The following is a 17,534-nucleotide window of genomic DNA, read 5'->3' as shown; positions in this document are numbered from 1 at the left end:
AATAGTTGTTATTTTAAGTGCATGTACTCAATGTTAGATATCCATCTAATCGGCAATCGGTACAAGTTCTTGTCCTTGGCTCGGGACACGAACTTGTACCGGTAACATAAAAAAGCCGCTATAATAGCGACTTCAATAGGACTATGTTCTTGTTCCTCGACACTTTCCCATTTTCTTGGTACGTTAGTCACGTGTGTATACTGTCATCTTAATCTAGTTTAAGACATCACGGCATCTGTTCACTGTAGAAAAAAGAACAGCATCCTCTGCAACTACAGAATGCTGTTCTTCAAGTGAAAGGTTCTAAACGTTCTAAAGGTTTCATTATTCAACGCCAAGTTTCCCCGGAATTCCCTCCTCGGGTCGAGTATTCGTTAACAGACAAGGGAGAAAAGCTACTTCCCATTCTCGAAAAGATGGAGGAATTCGGTAATTTATACAGTGATAAATCTTGACCTAAGAAAACATCAAAAATAATGGAATCATCTCATTTTAGTAATCCAGTCTCAGATCCGGATCTAACTCCCAACGCAAGCCTCGCATTTAGCGCTGCTTGTCCTCCTCATGCTGCTCAAAGTTTTTACCCCATTCTGCGATACTATTTAAAATAGGCATAAAACTATCTCCTAACGCTGTTAACGAATATTCAACCTTAGGGGGTACTTCCTTATATACCTCTCTATGGATAAGCCCATCCGTTTCAAGCTCTCTCAGCTGCCGCGTTAATATTCCTTTGGATATGCCAGGCAGTAAGCGCTGAAGCTCATTAAAACGTCTTGTCTGCATGCTTACTAGCCATAGAATAGTCAGCTTCCACTTTCCAGCAATCATATTTTGCGGCCTAGCAATAGCACATGTTTTTATGTTTTCAGGATCCATGTGATTTGGATTGTACTCCATTTTAGCCATTCAACATCACCAATCTTCCCAAAGGTTCTTTTTTTGTGACTATGTTATAAAAATGTAACTACTTCCATTACAAGATACTATGCATTAAGATGAGTCCGTAGTCAAGGAGTCCATAATGGAGATATGACTTCGATTAAGCGATAGATTCAAGGAGGATTATTTAATATGGGGAAATATCAAAAAACTAACGATTTTAACGAAATCGTATTTGGTCGTCGCACCGTAAAGGTTTACGACCCTGAGGTTAAAATCAGCCACGAGGAAATGACCGAGATTTTGCAAGAGGCTACACGTGCGCCATCATCTATTAACTTACAGCCTTGGCGCTTTCTAATTATTGAGAGTGATGAAGGTAAAGAAAAGCTTGCTCCACTCGTTATGTATAATCAAAAGCAAATTAAAACTGCAGCAGCTGTCATTGCGGTGTTCATGGATATGCAGCATATTGAAAACATGGAGCGCATTTTGAACAAGGAAGTTGAGCTTGGATACAAACCTGAAGACATCAGAGACTTACAGTTAAATACTGTAAAACCCGGGTATGCCAACATGCCTGAATCTGAATTACGCCATTTTAACACATTAGACACGGGGCTCGTGTCCATGCAGCTCATGTTGGTTGCACGAGCACATGGATATGATACCAACGCTATTGGTGGTTACGATCGTTCGAGAATCAATGACGTATTCGCTTTAGATAAGGAACGTTACCCTACGGTTATGTTAATTACGATTGGGAAAGGAGTTAAAGAGGGCCATCAATCTTATCGTTTACCTGTAGATGAAGTGGCTACTTGGGTGTAAAAAAACGAACAACAGCAGGAACCAAGGGCTTGTTTTCAAACAGACAAGCCCTTGGTTCCTTAACTACACAACTTATTTATTACTCGTTTAGAATAGAGAATCATATGAAAAGACAGCTGATCACTTTGATCAGCTGCCCATCGAATGACCGAACTGCTTCAGATTGGTTGAACTTCTAAGTGTTGCCGCCCCCACATCCCCAGATCCGTAACCAGTTTCTTGAGTTGCAATGCATAAGCTCGCAATGTATTTAGGCTAGAGCCCTGAAATTTGCTTATCTGTCTCATCAAGGTGAAGTTCAAGCCTATTACTACAGACGGAGTTGGGACGAAACATTGGGAGATTTGTCGCGTTGACTTATTAGCGATTCCTCTTTATAATTCGGACATCGAGAGCCAAGGCAGATCATGCATGAGACGAGTGCCAATACGAAGTCTAATTCATGGATCTGGGTCTCTTAAACAAACTCAAATGTGAAAGATGTGAAGGAATTATGAGTAAACAGAAAGTATACTACGGTAAAGATATCGAAGTGATGTTTAATTCTGAGGTATGCATCCATTCGGGTATTTGCGTAAAGGGCCTTCCTGGTGTTTTTGATTTGAGCAAGCGTCCCTGGATTAATCCCGATGGCGATACGTCAGAGGCCATTGCCCGGCACATTGACACATGTCCAAGTGGAGCGCTGACGTATAGACGCCTGGATGACGAATATTCAACAAGGAAAGAAGGCTGAAGCATGCATAACGTAGAACATGAAACGGCTAACAAACGATTTCTTATTCAAGATAACGGCGACATTGCCGCAGTGATGACGTATGTAATCTCAAGTCCGGAGCTGTACATTATTGATCACACTTTGGTCGAAAATGCTTACCGGGGACAAGGACTTGGCGATAAGCTTCTCAAAGCCATGGTGGAATACGCACGGGAAAACGGTATTAAGATTTTACCTTTATGCCCGTTCGCCAAGGGACGTTTCGATCGTATTCCTGAATACGCGGATGTTCTCAATAAATAACAACAATCTAATTAGGGTAGTAATCAGAAAAAAGAGCCTGAGAGTACGAGACTTCCTCGTCCCCTTCAGGCTCTTCTTAAGTGTCTGCTCAAAAATAGCGACCCTGCTCTAGTTATATTCAATAAGAAAGTTACTGTATACGATCTATCAAACGTTTTCCTTCAATTGTTCAACATTTTTGTTTAATTGCGCTAATATTTTTCTAAGCACAGTTAGCTCGGCATCATTAATTTCAGTTAATAGCTCCTTGGCAAAATACTCTTTTTCCTTTTGTGAGGATTCAATCAATTTTCTTCCTTCGTCCGTTAATTGGACTAAAATGATACGATTATCCCCTTCTTTTTTTCTTCGTGATACGATCTTATTGTCTTCGAGCTGTTTGAGATGTCTGGCGACAGCTGCCTTATCAAGCGTCACTTTCTTTTGTAGATCACCTTGACTTATTTCAATCTCTTGATATATTAATGCGAGTATTTCAAAGCGAGATTGGCTGATGCTGATGTATGCATCAAATGTAGTATTTATGGCGTTGTTTACACGGTACATTTCGTATAACAACTTCGACTCCTGTGACCAATCTTTGCTCAAAACCATCACATCTTTCGTATTAATATTGGACTGCAACCTACTTGCAATGTATTAGACAATATACAATTTATTTTCTTTTTTTACAAGTACGCTGTCCTATACCACTGAATAAACATGTTTTTCTGTCGCTGGGGCGACCATCCTTCTCATTCAAAGCCTAAAAGCCCTCTCTCAAGTAGAAAGAGGGCTTTGCAACAAATATTACTTAGTACACGGACAGCGTACCGTCATAATTAATCACCTGTCCATTGTGGTTCTCATCATCCAAAACAAAATTAACGATTAACTCCGCTGCTTGAGCAGGTGTTTTTACAAAATCTCCTGTCATATTTCCGTTCAAATCTGTTGTAACTGCTCCAGGCATCACGGTGAAAATCTCCACAGGGATATTCTCCTTCTCAAAACTCATTCCCCAAGACTTGGTCATGACATTCAAGGGAGCTTTGGATGTTGTATAGGCAAATGCATTGAAGTAAGGTAACGGCTCAATAGGTATACTGATATTTTGAATAATGCCCTCATTGGCAATCAGTAGCGGGAGCAAGCCTTTTGAGAGCGCAAAAGGACCGATGAAGTTAACTTCATGAGTGGCTTGAAGATCCTCTACAGTAAATTCCCATCCAACCTTATGCATATCGCCTGGAATACCAGCATTGTTCACCAGTAGCGATAAATCTGTGTAATTCTGCGTAATCGTTGCTACTGCATTCTCAATACTGTGTAAATCAGCTACGTCTAACAATAGCAAATGTGCATCACCAAAAGCTCGAAGTGAAGCTACCGCCGTATCTCCCCGCTCCTGATCACGTGCTCCAACTAAAACGCGATACCCTGCTTCTAACAACCTTTTTGCGATCTCATATCCAATCCCTTTATTCGAACCCGTTACTAATGCTGTCTTTGTCATCTGTGTTTCTCCTTTGCTACGGGCAATCTTAAATTCACTGCTCCGTAAGTTTCCTTCCATACCGTTGATGTATCAATGTTGATTCATCAACAGTTTATGATAAATCATCTTTTATGGCAAGCTTTTTTTATAAAGTAAGTAAGCTGGTCAGTACATGAATAAAGGCAACCAATCATGTAGTAGATCGGCTGCCTCCTTGATTTAGACAATTGCTTTAAATATTTTTTTAACTATAGAGTCTATCATAATTCCTTGAGAAGGCTCTTCTCTAGTAATCCATTTTTTTAATTGAGCAACATAATAATCGATAAGCAAATTCGAGAAAAAAGAATAATTGGATAGCAATACAACTCCTACACGGTGTCGTCACGGTTTTAACTGTTTAATGTGGATGACAAGATTTGATAGAAACGTTCCTTATCTACTTCTCGTGAAAGTTCCACGTTTCCATGTTGAGCCGGTTGAAATGAAGTGCCTCCCATAAAGGCTTCCTCACGGGTTTCAACGCGAACAAATCCTTTTTCAAATTGACAAACATCAGGATGAAAAATACAAACCGCGGCCAATGGGTCATGTAATGTCAACTTATTCGAACTTTCAAGCCACGAATTGCCAAAATCAAATACGGCTTTCATCAAATCGGAATTCGCAAGTAATAGCTTTCCCGCCTTGGCTGCCTCTATGGTCAATTTGTCTGTGATTTCAAGCGTAATGGCCCGGTTGATCGCTACTTTGGAAGCAAAAACAATGTGGGATGCGAGCGGGTCAGCCCATGAGTTCCAATTGTAGTAGGCTTCCGGCAATTCCTCTTGGCCAAAATATCCATTCATCATATAGAGTCCTCTTAACAGAGACGGGGCGTCGGGATATGTATTAAACAACGTTGCAATATTGGTCATGTTTCCTATGCCGAGTAACACAATCTCATGTGGATTATCCCTGATCATCTCATACATAAATGCAGGCGCATCCGATTTTTCATAGATATCATGTTCCCAGTTCGGCAATGCCGTCGCACCGTCCGGAGTCGGATATACAGGGACAGGCTGCAACGTTGTATCCAACCCCGCAACAATCGGAATATCCCTTTTAACGGTTTTACAGATGGCACTGGCAATGGCTGCCCGCTTCTCCGGTTCTCCACACACTGTTGTAATGCCAACTAAGTTACACTGCGGCTCTTTTAATAAATAGGCCAGACAAAGGGCATCGTCAATATCGCCGCCAATATCGGTATCAAGCAGTATTTTCTTCATGTATGGATCCTCCTGTATTAGCAATTAGCCCGATCTGTCCCAAAGCATTGAAAGCAAAAAGCCGCTAAATAGCGACTTTCCGTGGGAACATGTAACTGACCCTAGACCATGGGTGTCTTACGATTCAAGGACTCCATAGTCAATTTCCATAAACTGTGTAACTTCCTTCTCCCACCGCTCGGATACAAATTCAATGTGCATAGGATGTACGTTATACATTTCATAATCTTCTTTACTGTTAAATACCATAGAAAATCCAAAATCAAAATGATTCTTGGGACTGATTTCACGAAACACCTGGAAATTGTTCACCGTAGGTATGCTGCTTAACATGGTTTTACCATCATGCAGGAACTGTGCTTCTTCAGCTGAGCCCTTCTCGTGTTGAAGTGAAAATACAACAGAATGGATGATTTGCTCTTTTCCCATTGATATCGCTCCTTTATTCATTCATATTGTAGTGATGGGCAATACGTGAATTGGAAACCCGCCTCCATCATCCACATAATCATATGGATCTACTTGAAAAACCTCGGTTAACGTCTTATTATGCTCTTTCAAACGGAGATGAAGCTTTAAAGTGCTGCTATGAAAGCGATACACCGTATTTGTCTTCCTTCTTAGCCATTCGGCGTGATCCGGGGTCATTCCTTCTAAGGCTGCATGGAAAATTTGCTGCCTCCCTTTGGACATATCTACTGCAATTTATTAATGTATTCTAAATATTCATATAGTGAGATTGCGACCAACCTCGGATTTTGCTCCCAAAGTCATTTCGGCAAAAACTTCAAATTAATCACTCAACTTACACCTAAGCAATTTCGCGATAAATATGGAATAAGAGATTATATCCAATAAGCACAACTAGGTTAGGAGCCTGCTTGTGCTTATTATATATATCCAGTTTAGCTTGCACTCCTAAACCGATCGTTTTATACTATACCAAATGAAACAGAAGGCGAGGAGATTTTATTGAGTACAATCACTCCCCCATTTAGCCGCGAATCCGCAATTCATAAAATCCAGATGGCGTATGGGAACGAGAATTGTGAGGTTGCTGCCGGTAGTCTGATGAAGCGTAGGCTCGCTTCGATCAATGATATGCCGATTAGCGAAGACGAACGTAAAATTCATTGGCCGCTCGGTCGGCGTTGGGATGATCATCCTGGTCTTACCGATCTGGGCCTATGACTCGTACTGTATTCGAAAGGGCCGATGTTATTCCTATGGTTGCTGAGGTATTTCGCGAGCTTGGCTACGAGGGTGCATCCATGAGTAAAATTACAGCCCGTACACGTCTTTCAAAAGGAAGCCTGTATCATTTCTTTCCTGGGGGAAAAGATGAGATGGCCGCTGAGATTCTCGCACACATTGATCAATGGTTCACAAGCCACATATTTGAGCCGCTTGAACGGGACGAGCCCCGTGAAGCTATCCAGAACATGTGGCGAGAGGTCAATGCTTATTTTCAGTCAGGTCAACGAATATGTCTTGTTGGTGCTTTTGCTCTTGACGAGACACGAGACCGATTCGCTTCACTAGTTCGGGAGTATTTTAAAAGATGGATCGATGCCTTATGTGCCGCAATTGTTCGAATAGGAGCATCTATGGAGGCTGCAATCAAAATCTCCGAAGATACGGTTGGCGGTATTCAGGGGGGATTAATACTTAGTCGAGCACTCCATGATCCGACCGTTTTTGAACGTACATTAGCAGGAATCACTGAGCGAGTAACTATATTTATAGAGGAGATTTGAACGAGAGCAGCCAACGACTGGCTGCCAACAGGGATTCTTGCTACCGCTTTATCTTTGTGTCAGCGGGTATCCCAATAAATCCAGTAAGCCGATTCCCTCCCCCATTGCCGTCAATAGCTGGGGGAGCAGGATTTCGAGAGGCTCACCCTTCAAGGGATTGCGCTGCGTATCAAGCCGACCTCTACCGTGGAACGGTCTATTTGCATTTTACTGACAAATACCCCCTTACACCGTCAATTCTTATGAAGAACAGATGCATCATGTTCAGAGGCCATCATGTAACTTGCGATTTCTTGTATTACTTGTTCACACGAGCTAATCTCTTTGATTCCCCCTGCTGATGGAGAAACACTAATAGTGCCATGATCTAAGTTCCCCAAAAGAAGAGCCTCTTTATACCCGTTTTTATGGTAAGGAATCGCCTCTTCAGCCTGCCCTTCCTGGATTAAGTGATAAGCCATTACTCCAGCTGGTGTTGGAATAGTTCTTTCGTGTGCTTCCGCGAGCTCAATCATTTCTTCACTTTTTACTCCGATGATGGCTTTCTTTGCAGCAGCGCTAGCCGGGTTTTCTACAGTCGCTATGAATCGAGTTCCCATATATACCCCCTCTGCTCCCATTGCAAAGGCTGCCTTGGCTCCACGACCATCAATGATTCCACCAGCAGCAATTACCGGTACACTAACAGCGGCCGTTACTTGGGGTAAAAGTGTAAAAAGACTTACATTATTTCGCTAATATGTCCACCTGCTTCGCTGCCTGTAACAATTACGGCATCAGCTCCATGTTGTTCAGCTTCCATAATGTTTTCTACTGTTGGTGTAATAGGTCTATATAAGACGATTATTCCGTGTTCTTTCAATTTTTTCATTTCGCTGGCGATCATCTTGGTTCCAATGGCGACAACATAGTTCACCTCTTCTTCAAGCAAAATATTAAAAAGTAAAGTAGTAAATGGGTTGTATATCATTTTCGTTGAAGGGAAATACGTAATTTACTGCAAAGCTCTTATCGGTCAACTTCTTCACTTTACGAATCTCATTTCGCACATTTTCCGCATACTCTTCCATACTTTTTGGATTTTGTGTTTGGCCTGCGTTGGGTCCGAGTACACCCATCCCTCCGGCATTGCTAACGGCTGCGACAAACGCTGCTGAGGTCACCCAATTCATTGCTGCTGAGATAATGGGAAATTCTGTGCCTAACAGCTTGGTAATCCTGTTCATATTTATAATCACCTTTCTACATAACCTAGATTGAGGAAGCAATCAATGTCTTTTATAATAATTGAGACCTCTATGTTTTAGAAGAAGGCAATAATAATGGACATAGTCGCATTTTTAGTACTAATAGATGTTTAAGGAAGGACAGAATGTATGACGCGAATATGCAAGGATGGATTTCACAGGGAGTTTAAGGAACATCATCCTATGATTTTTGGGATGGCTTACACACAGAACGTGCTTTCAGGACGCTGGAAATTTCTTATTATATGGTTTTTGAAGAATCAAAAACGACGGTTCCATGAGATTAAATCATTTCTCAGTAGTATTTCTCAGGGATCTTTGACCAAACAGTTAAAAGAATTAGAGGAGAACGGATTTATTGTAAGGGAAGTATTTCCTGAGGTTCCGCCACGAGTAGAATATTCCCTGTCTGAGAAAGGACGCGACTTCTTACCTATTTTAGAGATGATGGAGAGGTTTGGAGAGAAGCATGGAGAAATACAAGATATAAATAATACTAAAATCAGTAGTACTACTGATGAAATCTAATGTGAATTTTGTGTATGTACACCTCTAATCTGTTATCGTGCTGTTCCTGTCCATTGCAGAAATCGGTACAAGTTCGTGAGTCTACTCGGAATATGAATTTGTACCGAAAACATAAAAAAAGCCGCTACCATAGCGACTTCAATGAGAATATGTACTTGTCCCTCGACAATTCACCCGCATTTGCTCTGTAGCTTGTTTAATCCCTTTAACAGAATGGTTGTTTTTTGAATATCTCCGCCACGATCAATATATACAGACCATTTAGGGAACACCTCTTTGAAGAATTCATTTCCTAAATCAGTTAAATCAGAGCTTCGTAGTACCAAATCGTCCCTGAGCGATCCATCTTCTTGGAAAGGTTCTATAACAATTAACTTGTGCTCCACTAAAAAATTTATTAGTACCGTTGTCATGGAATGAACTTGCTGTTGATAAGACAAGCTTTTACTTCTTTTTAACATCGTCGGATAACTATATCTTAATATACTCACGCTTATCACCTCGGATTCCACCTACTCGCTATGACTATTCTAACGGATACGTAAATTTCCAGTCAAATGAGGAGCAGATAAAATATGACTCTTCCAGCAGAGCGTGAAGACGTATCTGATGGTTAATTAGTGGTAGGGCATTCAATCCATGCGTATACGCCGGAAGAAATGGTTCTTTCCATCGGAAGATAATGAAGATAAGTATAGTTCTATCTGTGCTATAATGTAAAAATTAGGTTGCCTCTAACGAAAATCGTAATTCTAATTAGTCTAGACATTTAGGGGGAGAAATGAATGGATTTAGGATTGAAAGATAAAATAGCACTAATTACAGGTGGCAGCAAAGGGATCGGATTAGAGACAGCAGTTATTCTAGCAGCGGAAGGCGCAATGGTGGCAATTGTAGCCCGCAACGAAGGTCCTCTTCAAGTCGCGGCGCAGCGTATTAAGGAGACTACAGGGGCAGATGCGCTAGTCATCACTGCAGATATTTCAATAGAAGCAGAGGTACGACGTGCGGTGGAGCAGACTGTAGAACATTTCGGCGGACTAGATATCTTGGTTAACAATGCTGGAACCGCAGCAGCTAATCGCTTTGAAGAGGTCAGCACCGAAAGCTGGACTTCAGATTTGGATTTGAAATTGTTAGGAGCAGTTCATAGTTCTAAGGCGGCAGTTCCTTATATGCGTCAAAGAGGCGGTGGTTCCATCCTTAATGTGACGGCGACGGCAGGTAAGGCACCATCTGCGTCGTCTTTGCCAACATCAGTCAGCCGTGCGGCAGGACTTGCCCTCACGAAGGCCATGAGCAAGGACCTCGCCAAGGACAATATTCGTGTTAATGCCGTGTGTATCGGTCTAATTCGTAGCGATCAGATTGAGCGGAAGTGGAAGGTTTCCGCACCAGAACAAAGCTGGGAGGAGTTCGCTTCCGACCCGATTCATGGCATCCCACTCCAGCGAATTGGTCAGACAGACGAGGCGGCAAAAGTGATTGCTTTTCTTGTGTCAGGAGCAGCCTCCTATGTAACAGGAACTGCCGTGAACATAGACGGTGGTACATCCCCCGTATTATAAAAAACGATGCTGTAGTTATATATTTTAATAAGCGTAGTTCGCTAAAGTCCCTTGTTAGGGAACCAAGTTCTTGTTCTCGGCTTGGCGAGAAGAACTTGGTCTCCTTTATCATTTTCGGAGACACATTTTAATGTAGTTGGCGTTCCTAGTTTGGCCACAGCATGTTGAAGTAATAAATCGCTGGCTTCTCTGATTAACATGTTATCAACTCCTTAAATTCAACGTTCGGCAGCCTCTATGATTAGTTTTGCCTGTTTTTGGCCTGACATCAGCAATTCATCACTAAGCTTGGAATCACTGACCGCACGTGCCAGAGCAAGCGTGCCGACCATGCTGCTTACCAACGCATAGCCTGTAGCTCCATCCACAGTTGCCATATCGGTTATAAATTCAATAAATCTCTGTAATTCATGGGTGAAGGCTTGTCGCACCTCTTCGGATAATTGAGGAATTTCCCCTGATAACGCTGGTAAAATACAGCCGATTTCCGTCTGATCACGATGCAAGGGGCTTAAATAAAAATCAATAATAGCCTCAATTTTAGGCTGGTCTTCTTTTTTGTCAGCCACGCTTTGCAACATCTCTATTGTATCGTTAATGGCAAAATGGCATGCCTCAATCACAAGCTGCTCTTTGTTCGCGAAATGGGAGTAAAACCCTCCATGTGTCAATCCTGCTCCCTTCATGATGTAAGGGAGACTGATGTTACGGATTCCATTCGATCGAAACGCTTTAGCCGCACTCGTAATGATATATTGTCGAACTTTTATCTTATGGCCTTGTGGATAAGGCATCCCTCTTCATCTCCTTCAACTGCATTCAAATCCTTCATTCGATTAAAATATTATATCCATCATATAATTAGGTGTCAATTTATTGGCATGTCTCTTATTTAGCGCAGCTGCGAGCAACAGCATAGTATTGACTCTTTTAAAATATGATGATTATAATATATTACGGTCATCATATTTTACTTGGAGGTGCAGTACATGATTCACTTCGAGACAGTAGACACATTAGTTATTGGATCAGGGCCGGGGGGTTATATGGCCGCGTTACGCTCATCACAGCTTGGGATGAAGACAGCCATTGTAGAACGTAATCAATTAGGTGGAGTATGCACCCACGTAGGCTGCATTCCTTCCAAGGCGTTAATCGCTGAAGCTGAACGTTTTGCGCTTCGCAGGCAATGGGGCGATGTTCAAAGGGGGGCTTCTTTCGATGAGGCTCAGGCATTCAAACGAGCTGTTGTTAATAAACAATCTGGGGGCATCCGTTTTTTGTTGAAAACAGCGGGAATCACAGTGATTGAAGGCGAAGCAAGCTTAATCGACCTGCATACTGCTGTCATTCATCATGCCGATTCAAGTGAGCAGCAAATTACCTTCAAGCATGTAATATTGGCAACAGGCTCTCGTCCGATCGAAATCAAGTCCCTTCCCTTCGGTGGCCGTATCTTATCCTCCACAGAAGCGCTATCTCTCCCTCACATTCCTGACAGTCTTGCTATAGTTGGTGGTGGCTATATCGGAGTAGAGCTAGGGCAGATGTTCGCCAAGTTCGGTACGAAAGTAACGATTCTTGAAGGGGGTGGCCAAGTGCTGCCAGGATTTGAAGGTGAACTTGTTGCTCCTGTAGTTCGTCAACTTGAAGAAGATGGAATAACGATCGTTACAGGCGCCAACGTCGTAGGCGCTGATCAGCATGCACACCATCTTGAGCTTCACTATTCACATCAGGATGAGCGCTGCACGGTTCAAGCGGAATATGCACTGATTACTGTCGGAAGAACACCCAATACGGATAGGGAATTGGGTCTAGAACGCATCGGTCTGCCCTGTACAGCCCAAGGACTGATTGAAATCGACGATCAGTGCAGAACGTCCATTCCGCATATTTATGCCATCGGTGATATTATCCAGGGACCCGCTCTGGCTCACAAAGCTTCCTATGAGGCGAAGATTGCTGCAGAAGCCATCGCAGGCAAGCCTTCCATTGTCGACTACAAGGCGATTCCGCTTGTGGTGTTCTCCAGTCCGGAATTGGCTAGTGTTGGCCTCAATGAAACCGAATGCAAGCAACAATCAATTCCAGTTGTCGTTGGAAAATCTGCATTCTCTATTAATGGCCGAGCATTAGCTTTGAAGGAGCCAGCAGGTGTTGTGAAAATTATAGCGCATCAAGCATCTGGCCTTGTATTAGGAGCACAGATTGTGGGTGCTGAAGCATCTACCCTTATATCTGAGCTTGCCTTGGCCATCGAGATGGGAGCAACTGTTGAGGATTTGGCCATGACGATCCATCCTCACCCGACGTTGGGCGAAGTCATTATGGAGGCCGCAGAGCATGCCAATCGTAAGATGGAAAAGCTCTCAAGCCAATAATCCTAGTTTTATGAGAAACGACAAATAGGGAGAGATAGGATGGCTTGGATTATAGATACTTCGAGAATCGCAAGGACAACGGTCATCCATCTACGAAACGAAAAATCCATTCGAGTTCTAGAACGTTTAGGTATGAGACGCGAAGGACATCTGTTGCAAAATTACATGTCAAAAGGAAATTGGGTAGATGAGTATCAGTATGCGGTTCTCCAGTCAGAATGGTTAACTAGACATCGTTGATCGTAACACACATAAGCAGCCTGCCAGCAGGCTGCTTGAGCCACATTCCTTCAATCTGGTTCTATGATTGCAAGTTCTCATCCTTTCCAATCAACAGGTGTGCTGGTCCGTTTAAATCATGATCTGTCTTCGTTCCATACCAGCTACTGCACCGCCAACCCGGACCTGTTTGATTTCACCGCGATCGTCCAGGAGCAATCCTGCTTTGATTTCGGAAGGGCAATCCATCGAATACCCCTGACTGAAGGTGACCTGCTCCACTTCCCCCATAGATCGCTGACCATGTCGGAACAAATAGCTGAGCAAGGCACCGTTGGATGTTCCTGTCGCGCTTTCCTCAGGAATTTCATAAAGTGGAGCAAAATTACGGCATTCTGCAACAGCATGGTCTGGCGTATCCATCGTGAACAAATGATATCCAACCACATCATATTTTTCGGTAATGGCGGTTATGGCGTCAAAATTTGGCTGAACCTCATTCAAGAGCTTCCTGGTGCGGATCGGGATTAAAATGTCCCGCAGCCCCGTCGAGACAATCTGGATGGGCAACGCGGTTCTCAGAACCTCAGGCTCTATCCCCAAGGATGGAGCGATTTCCTCACAGGCTATCTTTTCATGAAACTGTGGTAAAGCCTGTGCTAAGTAAACAAGACCTTCAGAGCTAATATCCACCTCCAAAATTCCTGCTTTGGTTTCAATCGTATAGGAGGCTCCTGCTTTAGCCAGGCCCAGCGAATGCATGAGTCCAAATGCAGCAATCGTGGCGTGCCCACACAGATCAACCTCGTTGACGGGGGTGAAATAGCGGATTTTGTAATTCGCTATCATGGATTTCTCCACAAAGGCTGTCTCGGAGTAGCCCACTTCCTTCGCTATGAGCTGCATTTCAGCAGCATCCAGTGAAAGGCTATCGTCCAAGACTACGCCTGCAGGATTACCGCCACGCTCACCTTTCACAAACGCATGTAACGTATACACTTCCACATTCATATTCCGTTCTTCCCCTTCTTCAATCCAATAAAACCACATGTATTATTGCACGTATCAATATACCATGCTCCACAGAAATATGAACTCATGGGTATTCTTTTTTTCTTTCATGTTGAAATTGGATAAGCAACTCCGCCTCCAACGCATCCCAGCTCGGGGTAGGCACATCCGACTTGGCTCTCTCCTCAGTAAATGCCTCAATCAGTGCCTTGAGCTCTACTGCCGTCCCATCAATCAATCGGCTCACCGGGAGCGCGAAGAAAAGCTTCATGGCCCAGCGGGTTAAGCGTGGATGGCGCGTAATCCAAGATGCTTGCGCCGCTGGGGTCAGCGGATACCCTAATGAATCCAGTACGCGGAAGCCCTCCCCCATCGCGGCCACCAACTGACGCATTCGCTTGTCGTCCCGGACAATCTGTTTCATCTGGAAGCGATGGAACAGAATGACCATGTTCATAGGCACGACCAACACCATGTGATTTTTCAGCCAGGCATCGATCTGATGATGATGGTTGAGCTTGTACTTGGTTCGCATGAATGCCTGCTCCAGCAGGGATTCGAAGGGAATAGCCCCGTTTAATCCCCCGATGACCATCTGCCCGTGGCCGGCACGTATGCAAATGGCTTGCCCGTTCGCACGTGTACCCCCGGTAGTCTGGAATCCAAATGCGACCTGCTTGGGAGAGCGCCCAGATTTGCTCAGATAGTCCTGCATAGCATAAGTATCCATATTGTTGCCGACTAGTACGATATGACGGCTATCGTTGTCTGCGAGGATCGGCAGCACAGCCTCGAAATCTGAAAATTTCATGGTGACGAAGATCAGGTCATACGCGTCACCTGGCTCCAGTGTTCGAATCACACGAACCGGATCGACGGTTGTCTTGCGCTGAAGGTAATGTCGGATGACCAGTCCAGACTGTTCTAGTTCCTCTGCTCGTTTTCCTCTTGCCAACACGGTCACGTCATGCCCTCCCCGTATGAGGACATGCGCCAGATAGCTTCCTTGCACACCTGCACCGTACACGAGTATATTCAATTACATCCTCTCCTCCTACAATTAACAGTTGTTGAATATCTAACATCTGTGTACTACAATCAAGGTATCATTCGAATGGATGCAAGCGCAATGGCTAATAACATTCGCTTTTGTTGAGAAATGAACAACGGATGCTGGATGTGTTCAAGAAAGAGGGGAAGATTATGGATCGACGTATTATGCGATCAAGACAAATGATTATGCAAGCGTTCATAGGGCTGCTGGGGGAGCAGGATTTTGAAAGGATTACCATTCAGGGGATTGCGGATCGGGCCAATGTCAACCGCGGAACGGTCTATTTGCATTTTGCAGACAAATATGACCTCCTGGAACAGAGTGTGGAGACGTATCTGATGATGCTTGCTGACAGCTGCGTACCGGATGAAGAGGCAGACACTTTACTGTCCCAGGATCTGCTGATTCGTACGTTCACGTATCTGAAGGAGCATGCAGCAATCTATAGCGTTTTGATCACTAACAAAGGCATTCCGGCTTTCAGACACCGCATGACGCAGATGATAGAAACGAATATAACCGTGGTGGTGAACCATATGGAACTGCGTACCGATATCCAAAGAGATGTGCTGGCACAATTCTTATCCGTTTCTATCACGGGGTTGATTGAGTGGTGGATCGTCCAATCCATGCCATATACCCCAGAAGAAATGGTCGAACAGATGACTAAGATTCTGGAGGCCAGACTGCAGCTATGGTGAACCCTTATCTAAGCCAGACATCTTTGGTTTTGAACTCAACATTTAGCTATGCATCGAAATCGGTAATCGAAGCCAGTCCTTGTCCATTTCGGCAATTAGCCTGTTATATCAACTAGATTCATATGTTATCTCTAAATCCTTGTTAAGGAAATAGAGTTAAAGACTGCTTTCGTCTGCCTCATCGAATTTCAATTCTCCATCCCTTCAATTGCTCTGACCCATAAGTAAGGGAATATTTTTGAATTAGCTGCTGTATTGTTACTATCTGTTCTGAAATAGCTTCACTACTCGCTTTCACAATAAATACAGGATGAATATCGTTTTCGCTTAATATTTTAATAATCAATGTCAGAATTTTAATATCACTGTTTAGAGGATCGGATATTTCTTCAAATCCAAAAATTTTGTATGGACTTAAATTATTAACCTGAAGAATCATCTTAAGATACTTATGTGAGTTGTTTTTGACTAATTCAGATATTTTTATCAAATACGGAGAAGTTGAATTTTGATCATAGGGTCCAAATATATCGAGGTTAATCCATTTGTTTTGTTCACTGCCAATGGTTTCGTGACTGTAAAATAACCCATTATGCCTTGGAAGAACAAATGCTGGATCGATTATTTCCCTACAGTATTCTCGCATCTCATGCTTTTTCTTATTTTCATTGCGAAATTCTTTTGGTCCCTCTGGGAAAATTTTATTGAATTTTTGATAAAAATATCTAGGAGAAGAAAAACCACTCTCGATTGATATTTCAACTAGACTTTTGTCTGTAGTTAATAATAGTTTTATCGCGTGCTCAATTCTTAAGTAATGAAGTAAATTTTGCAGCGTATCTCCTATTAACAATTTAAATTGTGATGATAAATAATCTAAATTTAAATACTCCTCTGTAATTTTAGCAATATCATTTAAAGATGCCTTGTTGGTGTAGACCCTACTATTAAATAAATATTCATATAGTTTCTCCATTCGTTGCAGCTTGGTTGGATTTCCTTCGAAAATTCTTTTGACATTAAAATTTGTAGTGAGCAGATCCAACAATTGTTCTGTTATGTTCATTAGAGCTAAGAAGCGGATCTCACTCTTGTTTACAATTGGCGATATTAACGTACAAATTGTTTCATTCATTTCTTTTATTCGTTCTAACCCTAGATAGGTACCAGGGCTAAATTCATGCGCAAACCAGATTTTTGATATATCCGGGCAATACTCTTTTGCGAATTCAGCATCTATATTTATCTGGAGTACTAAATTATTTTCATTAGTCTGAAATAGACGGTGAACTTGATTGATATTGAAAATTTCTATTGCACCGACCCCTAATTTCCTGCCCTCGTCTGCAATTGCAACATGAACGCTACCTTCCAATACAATCACTACTTCAATGGAATTATCCCACCGAAACGGTTCATCTTTGACTCTTAGAAGCTGCGCTTTTAAGGGAGTATTTTGGCCCAAAAAACGTTTACTACTCATCTTTTATTTCCTCCTCTCAATTCAAATATTAATAAGCAGCAAATAAATGAGTCTAAGAAATGTACCAACAACTCAAAGAAATGTGAATTGTTCACTC

26 protein-coding genes and 1 pseudogene are annotated in these 17,534 nt (G+C 42.7%); 12 read left to right on the top strand and 15 right to left on the bottom strand.

Going from position 1 to position 17,534, the window contains the following annotated elements:
- Nucleotides 1–293 precede the first annotated feature (293 nt).
- Complete coding sequence (locus tag MKX74_RS13605; RefSeq protein WP_341178759.1) at nucleotides 294–455, top strand: winged helix-turn-helix transcriptional regulator; 162 nt, start codon at nucleotides 294–296, stop codon at nucleotides 453–455.
- Between the two features lie 88 nt (nucleotides 456–543).
- On the opposite strand, the gene MKX74_RS13600 is transcribed toward MKX74_RS13605, so the two are convergent.
- Complete coding sequence (locus MKX74_RS13600; RefSeq protein ID WP_133566951.1) at nucleotides 544–909, bottom strand: winged helix-turn-helix transcriptional regulator; 366 nt, start codon at nucleotides 907–909, stop codon at nucleotides 544–546.
- A gap of 165 nt (nucleotides 910–1,074) precedes the next feature.
- Here MKX74_RS13600 and MKX74_RS13595 point away from each other — a divergent pair, with 165 nt between their 5' ends.
- The 3 genes from MKX74_RS13595 to MKX74_RS13585 all read left to right on the top strand — a co-directional run bounded on the left by MKX74_RS13595 (nucleotide 1,075) and on the right by MKX74_RS13585 (nucleotide 2,734).
- On the top strand, nucleotides 1,075–1,713 hold the full coding sequence (locus MKX74_RS13595; protein WP_028591987.1) for a nitroreductase family protein: 639 nt from the start codon (nucleotides 1,075–1,077) through the stop codon (nucleotides 1,711–1,713).
- A gap of 493 nt (nucleotides 1,714–2,206) precedes the next feature.
- Nucleotides 2,207–2,449 carry a (4Fe-4S)-binding protein gene (locus MKX74_RS13590; RefSeq protein WP_341178758.1) on the top strand — a complete coding sequence of 81 codons (243 nt, stop codon included), beginning with the start codon at nucleotides 2,207–2,209 and terminating at the stop codon, nucleotides 2,447–2,449.
- Between the two features lie 3 nt (nucleotides 2,450–2,452).
- Nucleotides 2,453–2,734 carry a GNAT family N-acetyltransferase gene (locus tag MKX74_RS13585; protein WP_028591985.1) on the top strand — a complete coding sequence of 94 codons (282 nt, stop codon included), beginning with the start codon at nucleotides 2,453–2,455 and terminating at the stop codon, nucleotides 2,732–2,734.
- 147 nt (nucleotides 2,735–2,881) lie between these two features.
- Here MKX74_RS13585 and MKX74_RS13580 read toward each other — a convergent pair whose 3' ends face one another.
- From MKX74_RS13580 to MKX74_RS28220, 5 genes are all read right to left on the bottom strand, one after another.
- Nucleotides 2,882–3,328, bottom strand: coding sequence for a MarR family winged helix-turn-helix transcriptional regulator (locus MKX74_RS13580; RefSeq protein ID WP_445667271.1), 447 nt, complete (start codon nucleotides 3,326–3,328; stop codon nucleotides 2,882–2,884).
- A gap of 199 nt (nucleotides 3,329–3,527) precedes the next feature.
- On the bottom strand, nucleotides 3,528–4,229 hold the full coding sequence (locus MKX74_RS13575; protein ID WP_341178756.1) for an SDR family NAD(P)-dependent oxidoreductase: 702 nt from the start codon (nucleotides 4,227–4,229) through the stop codon (nucleotides 3,528–3,530).
- 374 nt (nucleotides 4,230–4,603) lie between these two features.
- On the bottom strand, nucleotides 4,604–5,485 hold the full coding sequence (locus tag MKX74_RS13570; RefSeq protein WP_341178755.1) for a nucleoside hydrolase: 882 nt from the start codon (nucleotides 5,483–5,485) through the stop codon (nucleotides 4,604–4,606).
- A gap of 117 nt (nucleotides 5,486–5,602) precedes the next feature.
- Entirely contained in the window at nucleotides 5,603–5,914 is a 312-nt protein-coding gene (locus tag MKX74_RS13565) for a Dabb family protein (RefSeq protein WP_341178754.1), read from the bottom strand.
- A gap of 21 nt (nucleotides 5,915–5,935) precedes the next feature.
- Complete coding sequence (locus MKX74_RS28220; RefSeq protein WP_445667270.1) at nucleotides 5,936–6,178, bottom strand: heme-binding protein; 243 nt, start codon at nucleotides 6,176–6,178, stop codon at nucleotides 5,936–5,938.
- Here MKX74_RS28220 and MKX74_RS28215 point away from each other — a divergent pair.
- The 3 genes from MKX74_RS28215 (at nucleotide 6,149) to MKX74_RS13555 (ending at nucleotide 7,242) form a co-directional block, all read left to right on the top strand.
- Nucleotides 6,149–6,343 (top strand): helix-turn-helix domain-containing protein, encoded by a 195-nt coding sequence (locus MKX74_RS28215; protein ID WP_445667269.1) that lies wholly within the window; start codon nucleotides 6,149–6,151, stop codon nucleotides 6,341–6,343. The two genes, MKX74_RS28220 and MKX74_RS28215, sit on opposite strands and share 30 nt — an antisense overlap.
- Before the next feature lie 114 nt (nucleotides 6,344–6,457).
- A complete protein-coding gene (locus tag MKX74_RS13560) occupies nucleotides 6,458–6,676 on the top strand; it encodes a DUF1348 family protein (protein WP_341178753.1) in 219 nt (72 codons plus the stop codon).
- Nucleotides 6,673–7,242: a TetR/AcrR family transcriptional regulator gene (locus tag MKX74_RS13555; protein WP_341178752.1), complete on the top strand. Its 570-nt coding sequence runs from the start codon at nucleotides 6,673–6,675 to the stop codon at nucleotides 7,240–7,242. Before MKX74_RS13560 ends, MKX74_RS13555 begins: the two co-directional genes overlap by 4 nt.
- A 233-nt stretch (nucleotides 7,243–7,475) precedes the next feature.
- Here MKX74_RS13555 and MKX74_RS13550 read toward each other — a convergent pair whose 3' ends face one another.
- From MKX74_RS13550 to MKX74_RS13540, 3 genes are read right to left on the bottom strand one after another with little or no spacing between them, the layout of a single operon-like run.
- Nucleotides 7,476–7,913, bottom strand: coding sequence for a nitronate monooxygenase (locus MKX74_RS13550; RefSeq protein WP_341180577.1), 438 nt, complete (start codon nucleotides 7,911–7,913; stop codon nucleotides 7,476–7,478).
- Nucleotides 7,914–7,963: 50 nt separating this feature from the next.
- On the bottom strand, nucleotides 7,964–8,173 hold the full coding sequence (locus tag MKX74_RS13545) for a nitronate monooxygenase (protein ID WP_341178751.1): 210 nt from the start codon (nucleotides 8,171–8,173) through the stop codon (nucleotides 7,964–7,966).
- 4 nt (nucleotides 8,174–8,177) lie between these two features.
- Complete coding sequence (locus tag MKX74_RS13540; protein ID WP_341178750.1) at nucleotides 8,178–8,468, bottom strand: nitronate monooxygenase; 291 nt, start codon at nucleotides 8,466–8,468, stop codon at nucleotides 8,178–8,180.
- A gap of 150 nt (nucleotides 8,469–8,618) precedes the next feature.
- Here MKX74_RS13540 and MKX74_RS13535 point away from each other — a divergent pair, with 150 nt between their 5' ends.
- A complete protein-coding gene (locus MKX74_RS13535; RefSeq protein WP_341178749.1) occupies nucleotides 8,619–9,017 on the top strand; it encodes a winged helix-turn-helix transcriptional regulator in 399 nt (132 codons plus the stop codon).
- A 170-nt stretch (nucleotides 9,018–9,187) separates the two neighbouring features.
- Here the strand turns inward: MKX74_RS13535 and MKX74_RS13530 are convergent, their stop codons facing one another.
- Entirely contained in the window at nucleotides 9,188–9,508 is a 321-nt protein-coding gene (locus MKX74_RS13530; protein ID WP_341178748.1) for a hypothetical protein, read from the bottom strand.
- A 294-nt stretch (nucleotides 9,509–9,802) separates the two neighbouring features.
- On the opposite strand from MKX74_RS13530, the gene MKX74_RS13525 reads away from it, so the two are divergent.
- Nucleotides 9,803–10,585, top strand: a complete 783-nt coding sequence (locus tag MKX74_RS13525; RefSeq protein WP_341178747.1) for an SDR family NAD(P)-dependent oxidoreductase — start codon at nucleotides 9,803–9,805, stop codon at nucleotides 10,583–10,585.
- A 41-nt stretch (nucleotides 10,586–10,626) separates the two neighbouring features.
- Here MKX74_RS13525 and MKX74_RS13520 read toward each other — a convergent pair whose 3' ends face one another.
- Both MKX74_RS13520 and MKX74_RS13515 read right to left on the bottom strand, forming a co-directional pair.
- Nucleotides 10,627–10,785 carry a hypothetical protein gene (locus MKX74_RS13520; protein WP_341178746.1) on the bottom strand — a complete coding sequence of 53 codons (159 nt, stop codon included), beginning with the start codon at nucleotides 10,783–10,785 and terminating at the stop codon, nucleotides 10,627–10,629.
- Nucleotides 10,786–10,803: 18 nt separating this feature from the next.
- Nucleotides 10,804–11,379: a TetR/AcrR family transcriptional regulator gene (locus tag MKX74_RS13515; protein ID WP_341178745.1), complete on the bottom strand. Its 576-nt coding sequence runs from the start codon at nucleotides 11,377–11,379 to the stop codon at nucleotides 10,804–10,806.
- Between the two features lie 195 nt (nucleotides 11,380–11,574).
- Here MKX74_RS13515 and lpdA point away from each other — a divergent pair, with 195 nt between their 5' ends.
- Together lpdA and MKX74_RS13505 are read left to right on the top strand one after the other, a co-directional pair.
- Nucleotides 11,575–12,969 carry a dihydrolipoyl dehydrogenase gene (gene lpdA / locus MKX74_RS13510; protein WP_341178744.1) on the top strand — a complete coding sequence of 465 codons (1,395 nt, stop codon included), beginning with the start codon at nucleotides 11,575–11,577 and terminating at the stop codon, nucleotides 12,967–12,969.
- Between the two features lie 90 nt (nucleotides 12,970–13,059).
- A pseudogene (locus MKX74_RS13505) lies at nucleotides 13,060–13,209 on the top strand (GNAT family N-acetyltransferase); the annotation flags it as partial.
- A gap of 111 nt (nucleotides 13,210–13,320) precedes the next feature.
- On the opposite strand, the gene MKX74_RS13500 reads toward MKX74_RS13505, so the two are convergent.
- Nucleotides 13,321–14,199 carry a PhzF family phenazine biosynthesis protein gene (locus MKX74_RS13500; protein ID WP_341178743.1) on the bottom strand — a complete coding sequence of 293 codons (879 nt, stop codon included), beginning with the start codon at nucleotides 14,197–14,199 and terminating at the stop codon, nucleotides 13,321–13,323.
- Between the two features lie 85 nt (nucleotides 14,200–14,284).
- Nucleotides 14,285–15,238, bottom strand: coding sequence for a ketopantoate reductase family protein (locus MKX74_RS13495; protein ID WP_341178742.1), 954 nt, complete (start codon nucleotides 15,236–15,238; stop codon nucleotides 14,285–14,287).
- A 164-nt stretch (nucleotides 15,239–15,402) separates the two neighbouring features.
- On the opposite strand from MKX74_RS13495, the gene MKX74_RS13490 reads away from it, so the two are divergent.
- Nucleotides 15,403–15,954: a TetR/AcrR family transcriptional regulator gene (locus MKX74_RS13490; protein ID WP_341180576.1), complete on the top strand. Its 552-nt coding sequence runs from the start codon at nucleotides 15,403–15,405 to the stop codon at nucleotides 15,952–15,954.
- Between the two features lie 178 nt (nucleotides 15,955–16,132).
- Here MKX74_RS13490 and MKX74_RS13485 read toward each other — a convergent pair whose 3' ends face one another.
- Nucleotides 16,133–17,437 (bottom strand): helix-turn-helix transcriptional regulator, encoded by a 1,305-nt coding sequence (locus tag MKX74_RS13485; RefSeq protein WP_341178741.1) that lies wholly within the window; start codon nucleotides 17,435–17,437, stop codon nucleotides 16,133–16,135.
- Nucleotides 17,438–17,534: the final 97 nt, after the last annotated feature.

Source organism: Paenibacillus sp. FSL K6-1230, from assembly GCF_038002385.1.
Taxonomy (GTDB): domain Bacteria; phylum Bacillota; class Bacilli; order Paenibacillales; family Paenibacillaceae; genus Paenibacillus; species Paenibacillus massiliensis.
Note: the sequence above shows the minus strand (reverse complement) of the source record. Positions and strands in the feature narration are given on the sequence as shown.

Coding starts and splice junctions, on each gene's coding strand:
- MKX74_RS13600 (WP_133566951.1), bottom strand. CDS start 909: ATGGCTAAAATGGAGTACAATCCAAATCACATGGATCCTGAAAACATA.
- MKX74_RS13595 (WP_028591987.1), top strand. CDS start 1,075: ATGGGGAAATATCAAAAAACTAACGATTTTAACGAAATCGTATTTGGT.
- MKX74_RS13590 (WP_341178758.1), top strand. CDS start 2,207: ATGAGTAAACAGAAAGTATACTACGGTAAAGATATCGAAGTGATGTTT.
- MKX74_RS13585 (WP_028591985.1), top strand. CDS start 2,453: ATGCATAACGTAGAACATGAAACGGCTAACAAACGATTTCTTATTCAA.
- MKX74_RS13580 (WP_445667271.1), bottom strand. CDS start 3,328: ATGGTTTTGAGCAAAGATTGGTCACAGGAGTCGAAGTTGTTATACGAA.
- MKX74_RS13575 (WP_341178756.1), bottom strand. CDS start 4,229: ATGACAAAGACAGCATTAGTAACGGGTTCGAATAAAGGGATTGGATAT.
- MKX74_RS13570 (WP_341178755.1), bottom strand. CDS start 5,485: ATGAAGAAAATACTGCTTGATACCGATATTGGCGGCGATATTGACGAT.
- MKX74_RS13565 (WP_341178754.1), bottom strand. CDS start 5,914: ATGGGAAAAGAGCAAATCATCCATTCTGTTGTATTTTCACTTCAACAC.
- MKX74_RS28215 (WP_445667269.1), top strand. CDS start 6,149: ATGGAAAATTTGCTGCCTCCCTTTGGACATATCTACTGCAATTTATTA.
- MKX74_RS28220 (WP_445667270.1), bottom strand. CDS start 6,178: ATGTCCAAAGGGAGGCAGCAAATTTTCCATGCAGCCTTAGAAGGAATG.
- MKX74_RS13555 (WP_341178752.1), top strand. CDS start 6,673: ATGACTCGTACTGTATTCGAAAGGGCCGATGTTATTCCTATGGTTGCT.
- MKX74_RS13540 (WP_341178750.1), bottom strand. CDS start 8,468: ATGAACAGGATTACCAAGCTGTTAGGCACAGAATTTCCCATTATCTCA.
- MKX74_RS13535 (WP_341178749.1), top strand. CDS start 8,619: ATGACGCGAATATGCAAGGATGGATTTCACAGGGAGTTTAAGGAACAT.
- MKX74_RS13525 (WP_341178747.1), top strand. CDS start 9,803: ATGGATTTAGGATTGAAAGATAAAATAGCACTAATTACAGGTGGCAGC.
- MKX74_RS13520 (WP_341178746.1), bottom strand. CDS start 10,785: ATGTTAATCAGAGAAGCCAGCGATTTATTACTTCAACATGCTGTGGCC.
- MKX74_RS13515 (WP_341178745.1), bottom strand. CDS start 11,379: ATGCCTTATCCACAAGGCCATAAGATAAAAGTTCGACAATATATCATT.
- lpdA (WP_341178744.1), top strand. CDS start 11,575: ATGATTCACTTCGAGACAGTAGACACATTAGTTATTGGATCAGGGCCG.
- MKX74_RS13500 (WP_341178743.1), bottom strand. CDS start 14,199: ATGAATGTGGAAGTGTATACGTTACATGCGTTTGTGAAAGGTGAGCGT.
- MKX74_RS13490 (WP_341180576.1), top strand. CDS start 15,403: ATGGATCGACGTATTATGCGATCAAGACAAATGATTATGCAAGCGTTC.
- MKX74_RS13485 (WP_341178741.1), bottom strand. CDS start 17,437: ATGAGTAGTAAACGTTTTTTGGGCCAAAATACTCCCTTAAAAGCGCAG.